This is a genomic window from Vreelandella sedimenti (genome assembly GCF_013416325.1).
GTDB classification, from domain to species: domain Bacteria; phylum Pseudomonadota; class Gammaproteobacteria; order Pseudomonadales; family Halomonadaceae; genus Vreelandella; species Vreelandella sedimenti.
Map to the genome: position 1 here is coordinate 14,409 of NZ_JACCGK010000018.1, position 11,371 is coordinate 25,779.

The 11,371-nt window shown below is 56.5% G+C and carries 8 protein-coding genes; 3 read left to right on the plus strand and 5 right to left on the minus strand.

Features of this window, described 5'->3' with window-relative positions; translation table 11 throughout:
- Positions 1 to 98: 98 nt before the first annotated feature.
- Entirely contained in the window at positions 99 to 1,934 is a 1,836-nt protein-coding gene (gene radD / locus HZU72_RS18605; RefSeq protein WP_180094816.1) for a DNA repair helicase RadD, read from the minus strand.
- A 115-nt stretch (positions 1,935 to 2,049) separates the two neighbouring features.
- Between radD and HZU72_RS18610 the strand changes: the two genes are divergently transcribed.
- Positions 2,050 to 2,289 carry a hypothetical protein gene (locus HZU72_RS18610; protein WP_180094818.1) on the plus strand — a complete coding sequence of 80 codons (240 nt, stop codon included), beginning with the start codon at positions 2,050 to 2,052 and terminating at the stop codon, positions 2,287 to 2,289.
- Between the two features lie 95 nt (positions 2,290 to 2,384).
- Here the strand turns inward: HZU72_RS18610 and purL are convergent, their stop codons facing one another.
- Positions 2,385 to 6,335 (minus strand): phosphoribosylformylglycinamidine synthase, encoded by a 3,951-nt coding sequence (purL, locus tag HZU72_RS18615; protein ID WP_180094820.1) that lies wholly within the window; start codon positions 6,333 to 6,335, stop codon positions 2,385 to 2,387.
- Between the two features lie 208 nt (positions 6,336 to 6,543).
- Here purL and mltF point away from each other — a divergent pair, with 208 nt between their 5' ends.
- Positions 6,544 to 8,007, plus strand: coding sequence for a membrane-bound lytic murein transglycosylase MltF (mltF, locus tag HZU72_RS18620; protein WP_180094822.1), 1,464 nt, complete (start codon positions 6,544 to 6,546; stop codon positions 8,005 to 8,007).
- Between the two features lie 6 nt (positions 8,008 to 8,013).
- Here the strand turns inward: mltF and tadA are convergent, their stop codons facing one another.
- Positions 8,014 to 8,478 carry a tRNA adenosine(34) deaminase TadA gene (gene tadA, locus HZU72_RS18625; protein WP_180094824.1) on the minus strand — a complete coding sequence of 155 codons (465 nt, stop codon included), beginning with the start codon at positions 8,476 to 8,478 and terminating at the stop codon, positions 8,014 to 8,016.
- 113 nt (positions 8,479 to 8,591) lie between these two features.
- On the opposite strand from tadA, the gene HZU72_RS18630 reads away from it, so the two are divergent.
- A complete protein-coding gene (locus tag HZU72_RS18630) occupies positions 8,592 to 9,410 on the plus strand; it encodes an acyl-CoA thioesterase (RefSeq protein ID WP_180094826.1) in 819 nt (272 codons plus the stop codon).
- Positions 9,411 to 9,479: 69 nt separating this feature from the next.
- Here HZU72_RS18630 and HZU72_RS18635 read toward each other — a convergent pair whose 3' ends face one another.
- Entirely contained in the window at positions 9,480 to 10,751 is a 1,272-nt protein-coding gene (locus HZU72_RS18635; RefSeq protein ID WP_180094828.1) for a malic enzyme-like NAD(P)-binding protein, read from the minus strand.
- 342 nt (positions 10,752 to 11,093) lie between these two features.
- Complete coding sequence (gene rpmE, locus HZU72_RS18640) at positions 11,094 to 11,309, minus strand: 50S ribosomal protein L31 (RefSeq protein WP_081742600.1); 216 nt, start codon at positions 11,307 to 11,309, stop codon at positions 11,094 to 11,096.
- Positions 11,310 to 11,371: the final 62 nt, after the last annotated feature.

Sequence of the window (11,371 nt, forward strand, 5' to 3'; positions counted from 1 at the left end):
GGGTCGGCTCTCTTGGAAAATGAAAATCGGCACAAGCGAACAGTTTAGCAAAGTCGTCAGCATTCGCGTTGCTCTATTAGAGAGTAAGCACAAGCGCACTACCCCGCCTCCACCGCTTTGCGGTAGCGGCCAGTATAGTCAAACAGCTTGTCACGGATTTGGAAATGGCGCCCCACTTTGCGGCCTACGACAAAATCCGGATGGCGTAGGCGGCGCTGTTCGGCGACGACTTCCTCGGCGCTTAGCGGCTGCCATTTACCTCCCGGTGCGCGCAGATGGTAGCGCATAAAGGCGGCATAGAAAGCGCGCCGCTGAGCGGGGGTTTCCAGCGCAAACCACTCGGAAAGATGGGTGCCATCTTCGTCATGATAGGTGACTTTTAAGCGCGGCAGGCCACGACCGTTGGTGGTCGCTTCCAGCTGCATACCGCTTACCCGTAATACCTTGGCGTCTTTCAGCTTTAGGGCGTCCTTGAGTTTATCATCCGCGTCCACCAGTAGTTTTTCGCAACCGTGGCAGCGACGGGCCGCGATGTCATTCTCGGCGCCGCACTCTTCGCAGACTTTAAAACGGAACCGAAACTCACATTGCTTTTTATAGGCGCCCGAAACCGCGCCGTGCTGGCCGTTAGCTACGCTGGAAGGCCGATCAGGGTCTTCGACCAACCCCTGACAGCGGCGACCAAAGTGCTCAATCACTAAATCACCGTCGCGCTTACCCCAGTAAAGATTGGCATGACCGCAGTCAGGGCACTCTACCTGAACTGGTTCGCTGTCACTATCGGGCTTCGGCTCACCCACTTCCGGCGCGAAGATATCCCAAGGGTTACCGGCATAATCCAAAATCAGGCAGTCGCTTTTACCCGGCGACAACCGTAGCCCTCTACCCACCATTTGCTGATAAAGACTCACCGACTCAGTGGGCCGTAAAATGGCGATCAAATCCACATGTGGAGCATCGAAACCGGTGGTCAGCACCGCGACGTTAACAAGGTATTTTAACTCCCGCGCTTTAAAAGCATCGATCAGCGCAGTGCGCTCTTGGGAAGGTGTTGCCCCAGTAATTAAAGCCGCCTCTGCTTGGGGTAAATAACCGATAATTTCTTCAGCGTGGGCTACGGTGGCGGCAAAAATCATCACGCCCTGGCGATCAACCGCACGTTCGACGATTTGCCCGATAATGCCTGGCGTCGCTCGACTGCCCGCCACCACGCGATTCAGCTCTTCCTCTTGGAACAGACCGCCTGAAGCGGGTTTGAGCGCGGAGAAGTCATAACCCTCGATCGTCATATCCAGGCGTTTGGGCGCAGCCAGATAGCCCTGCTTCACCATCAGACGCAGCGGCTGCTCGAAGACGCAGTCGCGAAAAAAACTCTCTTCGCTGCCACGCACCATGCCGTGATGGTGGCGATAATAGATAAACCCCTGCCCCAAGCGGTACGGTGTAGCGGTGAGGCCGAGTATTTTAAGCTGTGGATTGTGCTGGCGCAGGTGCTCAATCACCTGACGATAGCTAGCGTCTTCGTTGAGTGATACACGATGGCTCTCATCGATGACCAGCAGGGTAAAATTAGTGTCGTTAAAACTCTCCAGGTTACGCACCACTGACTGCACCGAGCCAAATACTACTTGGCGACTCGCCTCTTTGCGCTTTAAACCAGCGCTAAAAACATCCGCCTCAAGCCCATAAGCTTGGTACTTGGCATGGTTCTGCTCCACCAGCTCACGCACATGGGCTAGCACCAATACCCGCCCACGGGCCAAGCGCGCTAGCTCAGCTATCACCAGGGATTTACCACTGCCCGTGGGCAGCACCACCAGCGCAGGCTCACTTGAGGCTCGGAAATGGCCCACCACGCGCTTGACCGCTTCCTGCTGATAGGGGCGAAGCTGGGGCGTTGGTGAGGTGGCTAATGAGGAGCTAGGTATCGACAAATTAATTAGCACGCTATTGAACTATTACGACTTTGGTCGCGTCGTAGTAGTGATGGTTTAAATAATCCCAGAAATCGCAACGTTTATTAGCGAGAAGATACTAGTGAGGTGAGCAATGACAACCAACCATTTCAGCCCTGAGTGCCCGGAATGCAGCAGTCGTTTAAAACGCCTTCCCGCCACACGGCGTGGTAAAGCCCATGTGTTCTGCATGGATTGCGGGCATGATTTTGGGCGCTTCGAATACCTCGTTGAGCGCTACCGGTTAGAGCTTGAAACGCTGGAGGCCAAACTAGGATTGCCGCCCAAAGGAGCTGATAAAACACCGTCTAGCGCTCCCGAGCGGCACTCTTAATAACTGTTGTCACGACTCGAGTAACTGTGAACGGCGGAAAAATCCGCCGTTAACATGGGGCTATGCCCAACGCATTACCTAAAGCATTACTGGAATCAGTTGAGCCAAACCCGAGCGTTGCGGAATAGCCGCAGCCAGGCGCCATCTTCAGTCCACTCTGCCGGGCGCCAGGAGTTGGTGACCGCCCGAGCAACGCGCTCGGGGTGGGGCATCATAATGGTCACCCGGCCATCCGGCGTGGTCAGACCGGTAATGCCTGCCGGTGAGCCGTTCGGGTTTGCCGGGTAGCGCGTGGTCGCCTGGCCGTAGTTATCGATATAGCGCAGGGCGATTTGGTTGCTCGATTGCATGCTGCGCAGATGAGCGCTGTCGCGGAACTCCGCCTGCCCTTCACCATGAGCAACGGCGATGGGCAGTTTTGAGCCTTCCATACCGGCCAACAGAATAGAGGGACTCTTTTCAACCCGCACCATCGAAACCCGCGCCTCAAACTGCTCGGATTCGTTGCGCACAAAGGTCGGCCAGTTTTCAGCGCCAGGAATTAGCGATTTCAACTGCGAGAGCATTTGGCAACCGTTACATACGCCCAGCGAGAAACTATCGTCGCGGGCGAAGAACGCCGCAAACTGCTCCTGGGCGCGCTCATTAAACAGCACCGACTTGGCCCAGCCACCGCCAGCACCAAGCACGTCGCCGTAGGAGAAGCCACCGCAGGCCACAAGCCCTTTGAACTCCTCCAGCGAAACGCGCCCTTCCAGGATGTCGCTCATATGCACATCCACTGCCTCAAACCCGGCCTTATCGAAAGCCCAGGCCATTTCTACCTGGCCATTGACGCCCTGTTCACGCAGCACCGCCATGGCAGGCTTAGCTGTATTGACATAAGGCGCGCTGATATCTTCATTGATATCAAAGGTGGGCGTGGCAGATAGCCCCGGGTCGCGGCCATCGAGCAGATTGTCGTATTCGTTCTTGGCGCATTCGGGGTTGTCGCGCAGCGCCTGCATACGGTAACTGGTTTCTGTCCAGGTACGTTGGGTAAGCTGACGAGTGGTTTCCAGCAAGGGTTCTTCAAACAGCGTGACGCGCACCTGGTCGTCGTAACGCGGCCGAGCGATAACGCCGCAGGTTTCGATACCAGCCACAGCAAACTGCGCCAGCACTTCTTCAGTGTGTTCACGATTGACCTGAATCACGGCACCCAGCTCTTCCGAGAACAGCGCATTCAACGCCTCCACTGGCTCGTCGATCATCCAGTCTAGCTTAATCTCAAGCCCGGCGTGGGCAGCAAAGGCCATTTCCAGCAGCGTGACCAGCAGACCACCATCGCTACGATCGTGATACGCCAGCAGTTTGCCGTCGCGGCTCAGGCCTTGAATGACTTCGAAGAACGCTTTGATATCTTCCGGGTCGTCCACGTCGGGGCAGTCATTGCCCACCTGACCATACACCTGCGCCAAAGCGGAGCCGCCCAACCGGTTCTGACCGTTGCCCAGGTCGACCAAAATCAAATCCGACTCGTCTTGATCCAGATTGATCTGCGGCGTTAGCGTCGCCAGGGCGTTGGTCACCGGAGCAAAACCGGTCACCACTAGTGAAAGGGGCGACGTCACGCTCTTATCTTCGTATTCGCCCTGCTCGTTCTCATCCTTCCAAGCGGTACGCATCGACATCGAGTCTTTGCCCACCGGAATCGCAATGCCCAGCGCCGGGCACATTTCCATACCTACCGCATAAACCGCATCGTAAAGCGCCTGATTTTCACCTGGGTGATCCGCCGCGCTCATCCAGTTAGCGGAGAGCTTGATATCGCTAAGCTTGGCAATCGGTGCTGCCGCCAAATTGGTAATCGCTTCGGCCACCGCTAAGCGAGCGCTAGCGGCAGGGTTGATCAAGGCTACCGGCGGACGCTCTCCCATGGCCATGGCTTCACCGGTGTGGGCATCAAAGCTTGCCGTGGTCACCGCTACATCGGCTACCGGCACTTGCCAGGGGCCGACCATTTGGTCGCGAGCCACCTGGCCGGTGATCGAGCGGTCACCAATGGTGATCAGGAAGCTTTTGGAGGCCACGGTAGGTAAGCGCAGTACGCGATCAAGTGCTTCGCGCAGATCAAGATTATCCAGCATCATGCCAGAGAGTTCTGGATTGCGACGCTCAAATTCGCGCTGCATCTTGGGCGCTTTGCCGAATAGCACGCTCATCGGTAGGTCAACCGGCTTACTCTCAAAATGGCCGTCGCGCACTTCAAGGTGGTGCTCTTCCAAGGCTTCGCCGACTACCGCATAGGGGCAGCGCTCTCGCTTGCACAGGGCATCAAATGTATCCAAATCCTCTGGTGCAACCGCAAGCACGTAACGCTCCTGGGCTTCATTACACCAAATCTCCAGCGGGCTCATACCCGGCTCGGCGTTGGGCACCGCGCGCAGATCAAAGCGGCCACCACGGTTGCCATCTTTTACTAGCTCGGGCAACGCATTGGAGAGCCCACCCGCGCCAACATCGTGGATAAAGCGAATCGGGTTGTGATCCCCCAGCGCCCAGCAGCGGTCGATCACCTCTTGAGCACGGCGTTCAATCTCAGGGTTTTCACGCTGCACCGAAGCGAAATCCAAATCGGCACTGGAAGTGCCGGAGGCCATGCTGGAGGCTGCACCGCCGCCCAGGCCAATTAACATCGCCGGGCCACCCATCACAATCAGCTTGCCGCCGACAGGGATATCCCCCTTCTGAACATGGTGGGCACGGATATTGCCATAACCACCGGCGAGCATAATCGGCTTATGGAAACCGCGCCGCTCGATACCGCCTTCGTTAAGTGACTCCTGCTCGTAGGTGCGGAAATAGCCGGTTAGATTGGGGCGGCCAAATTCATTGTTGAACGCGGCGCCGCCAATGGGGCCCTCGAGCATAATATTGAGCGCCGACTCCATACGCCCTGGCTTGCCGTAATCAAAAGCTTCCCAGGGCTGTACGAATTCTGGAATGCGCAGGTTGGAAACCGTAAAGCCTGACAAACCCGCCTTGGGCTTACCGCCAATGCCGGTGGCGCCTTCATCGCGGATCTCCCCACCCGAGCCAGTTGCAGCGCCAGGAAATGGGGCGATCGCGGTAGGGTGATTATGGGTTTCCACCTTCATCAGGATATGAATGGGTTCCTGATGAGTGGCGTAGAGTGCGCGCTCGTCATCAAGGCCTGTCAACGGCGTGGCAAAGAAGCGTCCAGCCTGACTGCCCTTGATCACAGCGGCATTGTCGCTATAAGCCGAGAGAACATTGTCCGGCGACGACGCAAAGGTATTCTTGATCATCTTAAACAGCGAGTGGCTCTGCAGCTCGCCGTCGATCATCCAATCGGCGTTGAAGATTTTGTGACGGCAGTGCTCAGAGTTGGCCTGAGCAAACATCATTAGCTCAACATCGCTGGGGTTACGCCCCAACTCATTGAAAGCATCGACAAGATAGTCGATTTCATCTTCTGCCAGCGCCAGCCCCAGCGCCTGGTTGGCCGTTGCCAACGCATCCCGGCCGCCCTCTAGAATATCCACACTGCCCAGCGGTGCCGGGTCGTGTTGAGCAAACAGCTTAGCAGCGTCCGAGGCATCGGCTAGCACGGTTTCGGTCATACGGTCGTGTAGCAGTGCCGCCAGCGCGCTCAAACTCTCTTCGTTCGGCATAGCGGTGAAGCTGACCCGATAATCGATGCCGCGCTCGATGCGGCTAATTTGGCGCAAGCCGCAGTTGTGGGCGATATCAGTCGCCTTGGATGACCAGGGCGACTGAGTGCCTAGGCGCGGCGCCACCAAAAAGCGCTGGGCGCGCTCAGGAACCTCTACGCTCGAGTGAGTACCGTAATCAAGTAACTGCACCAAACGCTCGCGGGCAGCGTCATCCAGTTCCTCGCGGCGCTCATGGGAGTGAACATCGATAAAATGAACATAGTGGGCAGACAGCGCTTCCACCTCGGGAACACGTTCACGCAGCACCGTTAACAGCCGAGCATGACGGAAGGCAGAAAGGGCGGGCGCGCCTCGCAGTTCGAGCATATCCTGAAGCCTCTAGAGCAGGGAAATTCGAGCAGGGAAATCACCGGGCCGCCAGGCGGCCGTGCTTTTATGGTGCCGGAAAACACAGATAATGTGGTACCGGAAAACGCCTATGATACTGGAAACCAGCCGCCACACGAAATCAACAAGGTGACAGCCTGCCCCTGGCTGGGTATCGTGGCAGCTTGTTTCATGCCGACAAGACGCCATGCTGACGTTGATTTGCCGACATTTTGTAGCCCGTGCTAGCGCTTATTATGCGCTAATAGCGATTACGCTTCTGACTCTGGTACCCACTCTCTCCCTGGTTCCACCCGGCGAGCATCTGACTCAGATCACTGCAAAAGATTTTATTACCGTTCACACCCGTAATACACCCACCACTTATTACCAAGGTCGCCAGGGCCCTACCGGCTTTGAGTACGAGCTAATGCACCGCTTTGCCGACTATCTGGGGGTGAGTCTTAACCTTAACGCCCGCCATCACCCTGAAAGCGTGCTACCGGCGGTACGTGACAGCGGCGACCTGGGCGCGGCAGCGCTACCCCTATTGCCTAATCCCTCTGGTGTTTACTACACCCGTCCGATTATCAAGATGCAGCCGCTGGTGGTATACCGGCGTGGACTTAATGGTATTAGTGAACCAAGCGACCTTGTCGGCCTGGAGCTTGGTACGCTTAGCGAAGCGGGTACCGGCGAAGCACTGCGCGATCTCCAGAAACGCCACCCCACCCTAAGCTGGAAAGAGTCCCATGAGCTGGAGGTCGCCGAACTGCTGGCCCGGGTTGAGAACGGCACCCTGGACGCGGCGGTTATTTTTGAGCATCAGTTTCGTTTAAACCGGCTGTTTTTTCCCAACGTTGAGCGCGGCTTTATCCTCGGCGACCCGCTCTCCATGGCGTGGGCAGTGCCCAGCGGTCGCGGTTTGGGGTTACTCGAAGCCGCTAATCGCTTCCTCCAAGACCTGCAGGAGAGCGGCATGCTAGACCGGCTAGTCAGCCGCTACTTTGGCCATGACGACTACCTGGAGTATGTCGGCACCCGCACCTTTCTTGACCATCTGGATGCGCGCCTGCCCCGCTATACTGAATTATTCCAGCAATCCGCCCGTGAAACAGGCTTTGATTGGAAGCTACTCGCAGCCGTGGGCTACCAGGAGTCGCATTGGGATCCAGATGCGGTCTCGCCGACCGGGGTGCGTGGCTTAATGATGCTAACCAACCCCACTGCCAGCGAAATGGGCATCAGCGACCGCACCGACCCGGCCCAAAGCATTGATGGCGGTGCCCGCTATTTGCGCAGCATCAAAGACCGCCTACCGGAAAGCATTACCGGCGATGACCGGCTTTTTATGGCCATGGCTGCCTATAATGTGGGGCTAGGGCATTTATACGATGCCCGTAAGATTGCCGAGATGCGAGGCGGTGCCCCCGACAGCTGGACGGATGTACGCGCCGCACTGCCCCTGCTACAGCAGCGTGAATGGCACAGCCAAACGCGTTATGGCTACGCCCGTGGTGGCGAGCCAGTAATATACGTACGCAATATCCGTCGCTATTATGAAATGATTGAGTATGTTGAACGTAGCCGCCAGCAGTTTTTCCAACTAGAACAAACGCCAGTCAACGATGATCCACTGCTATTGTTCGAACTTGTGCCGCCACTTGATTAACGCTTCTTAACTATTTTGATCGCGTCGCGCGGTGAAAAAACGCTTCAGCAATTTTTGCGAGGGTGCCGCTAATACACCGCCAGTCACCGCGACTTGATGGTTGAACCACGGCTGCGCCAGTAGGTTAGCCTTTGATTCAACCATGCCAGCCCGAGGCTCAGCAGCACCGTAAACCAAACGGGTCAGGCGAGCATGTATCATCGCGCCTGCGCACATCATGCACGGCTCTAAGGTGACAAACAGCGTGCAACCCTCAAGGCGATAGTTTCCCTGCTGCTGCCCCGCCTCGCGCAGCGCACGAACTTCCGCGTGGCCGCTAGGGTCGCAACTGGCTACCGGGGCGTTGCAACCAACGCCTATGATCTCCCCCTGCGCATCGACAACAACCGCCCCCACGGGCACCTCGCCCGCCGCAGCGGCCAAGTGTGCTTGGTCAAGCGCCCGGTGCATGTAAAATTCATCGCTGCGCATAAACGTAAACTCCGCTAAGGTAGCTAAACGATCGTATGAAAGGGTTGTTCCCTGCCGTAGCAACTCACTTTCATCGACAGCATTCGATTGAGACAGCCGCAAGGATACCGAGAATGACAGACGCGCTGAACAAACTGGTAGCGTTACTGGAGCTAGAAACGCTGGAAGAGACGCTATATCGTGGCCAGAGTCAGGATCTAGGTTTTCCTCAGCTCTATGGTGGTCAGGTACTCGGCCAAGCGCTTGCAGCCGCTGCACGCACAGTGCCCATTGAGCGCCGCCCGCACTCTCAGCACGGCTATTTTCTGCGCCCTGGTGACCCACATCGCCCCGTTGTCTACCAAGTGGACACCATTCGCGATGGCGGCAGCTTCACGACCCGTCGTGTCACTGCCATCCAAAAAGGCCGGCCAATCTTCTTCTGCAGCGCCTCCTTTCAAAGCGATGAGGCAAGCTTTAACCATCAGCGCACCATGCCGGATGTGCCGACACCCGAAGCGTTACTCGAGAACGGCGAGGCCAAGCATGACCGCTTTCCCGGTCACCCGATTGAGTTTGTGCATCTACCCGGCAACCCTGACAACGGTACACCTGCTGGCCAATGCTTATGGTTTCGTCTTTCCGGTACACTGCCAGACGACCCGGCATTGCACCGCCACTTGCTCTCTTACGCCTCTGACTTCAATCTGCTGACCACCAGCCTGATTCCCCATGGCATTGCGTACCGAGATCCCAAGCTGCGCATCGCCAGCCTTGACCATGCCCTGTGGCTCCACCAGGACACTCGCCTGGACGATTGGCTGCTATACGTCATCGACTCACCCTGGGCAGGCGGTGCTCGCGGGCTGGCGCGGGGGCATATTTACAGCCGCGATGGCCACCTAGTAGCCTCCACCGCTCAGGAAGGGCTTACGCGCTATTCTCAAAGCTAAATAAATAATCTCGCAAAACATTTACGCCCGCTAAGAAGCGGGCGTAAATCGACTCCAGGGCGCAGTGCCTTAGCCGCCATAAACGTCATTAATTGACTGCAGCGGGTAGTGCGCCGGGAAAGGCTTACGGGCGACACCAGAATCAACCGCAGCTTGCGCCACCGCCGAGGAAACCCGCGCCAGCAGGCGGATATCGACCGGCGTGGGAATGATGTACTCGCGGCCAAAACTCATCTCGGTGCGCTCGTAGGCGTCCAGCACTTCCTGAGGAACCGGCTCGCGGGCCAAGTCTTTCAAGGCATGCACCGCGGCCAGCTTCATCTCTTCATTAATGCGCGTGGCGCGAACATCCAAAGCGCCGCGGAAGATAAACGGGAAGCCCAGCACGTTGTTGACCTGGTTCGGGAAGTCCGAACGGCCGGTGGCCATGATCACATCCGGGCGCGCTTCCCGGGCAACGTCAGGATGGATCTCCGGATCCGGATTGGTGCAGGCAAAAATCACCGGATCTGGCGCCATTTTCTTCACCTGATCAGCAGACAGCAGCCCCGGGCCTGACAGGCCGATAAAGACGTCAGCGTTGTCGATGGCATCATCCAAGGTGCGCATCTCGGTATCACGGGCGAATTCAGCCTTATATTCGTTGATACCTTCGCGATCAGTATGGATAACGCCACGTCGATCCAGCATTACCAAGTTCTCTTTACTTGCACCACAGGAGACCAGCAGCCGCATGCAGGCAATCGCCGCCGCCCCTGCACCCATGCAAACGATCTTGACGTTCTCAATTTTTTTGCCAGCGATATCCAAGGCATTAAGCATGCCGGCCGCTGTCACAATTGCAGTGCCATGCTGGTCATCGTGGAAGACCGGGATGCTGCAGCGCTCACTCAGTGCTTTCTCAATTTCAAAACACTCCGGCGCCTTGATGTCTTCAAGGTTAATGCCGCCCCAAGTATCAGCAATGCGCGCGACGGTATCGATAAACGCCTGCGGGCTTTCCGCATCCACTTCGATATCCACTGAATTGATGCCAGCAAAGCACTTAAACAGCACGCCCTTGCCCTCCATCACTGGCTTGCTCGCCAGCGGGCCCAGATTACCCAAACCCAGAATAGCGCTGCCATCAGTAATCACGGCTACCAGATTGCCCTTGCCGGTATAGCGGTAGGCATTTTCCGCATCACGGGCAATTTCAAGTACTGGCTCAGCCACGCCCGGACTATACGCCAGCGCCAAATCCCGTGCCGTCGCGGTGGGTTTGGTCAACTCCACCGAAAGCTTACCGGGAATCGGTTTCGCGTGATAATCCAAAGCAGCCTGCTTATTTGCATCCGTCATGGTCAGAGTCCAGTTAACATAAAGTAGATAAGTCGTTTCAGAATATAGAAAAAACCATAGCGCCTCAAGCACGCCGTCAACTTACGACAAAACGCTCGTTTAACTGAATTTTATCTTCATATTCGTCACTTTTAGCCACTATTTGCAGAAACTTATGCAAACAGGCTTTAATCATAATGCTTTACTTATCGCTGCATAACAGCATTTATGGAAATTTTTTCCACATAAAGCTCATGCAGCAAGCATATCCAGCTCACAAAAAACCCACGCCGGGGCGTGGGTTTTGCGCGAGACTAGCCTGATATGAACAGGCATGCTGGCGATATGGCTATCCGACTGGGATTAGCCGCGCTTAACAGCAGCGCCGAAACGCTTGTTGAAACGCTCTACGCGGCCACCAGTGGTCGCTTGCTTCTGCTTACCAGTGTAGAACGGGTGGCAGTTAGAGCACACATCCAAAGAGAAGTCCTGACCAGAGGTCGTACCTACTTGGAAAGTGGCGCCGCAAGAACAGCTGGCGGTGACCGTGTTGTAATTCGGGTGAATACCTTGTCTCATTTCGAGCCTCACTAAGCTATATGCCGCCACCTGATCTCGTGCCAGGTACCGCATACGGGTTT

What these genes read in the sequence shown, in the direction of transcription:
- HZU72_RS18610 (WP_180094818.1), top strand. Translation starts at nt 2,050, where the DNA reads ATGACAACCAACCATTTCAGCCCTGAGTGCCCGGAATGCAGCAGTCGT.
- purL (WP_180094820.1), bottom strand. Translation starts at nt 6,335, where the DNA reads ATGCTCGAACTGCGAGGCGCGCCCGCCCTTTCTGCCTTCCGTCATGCT.
- tadA (WP_180094824.1), bottom strand. Translation starts at nt 8,478, where the DNA reads ATGCGCAGCGATGAATTTTACATGCACCGGGCGCTTGACCAAGCACAC.
- rpmE (WP_081742600.1), bottom strand. Translation starts at nt 11,309, where the DNA reads ATGAGACAAGGTATTCACCCGAATTACAACACGGTCACCGCCAGCTGT.
- HZU72_RS18630 (WP_180094826.1), top strand. Translation starts at nt 8,592, where the DNA reads ATGACAGACGCGCTGAACAAACTGGTAGCGTTACTGGAGCTAGAAACG.
- mltF (WP_180094822.1), top strand. Translation starts at nt 6,544, where the DNA reads ATGCTGACGTTGATTTGCCGACATTTTGTAGCCCGTGCTAGCGCTTAT.
- HZU72_RS18635 (WP_180094828.1), bottom strand. Translation starts at nt 10,751, where the DNA reads ATGACGGATGCAAATAAGCAGGCTGCTTTGGATTATCACGCGAAACCG.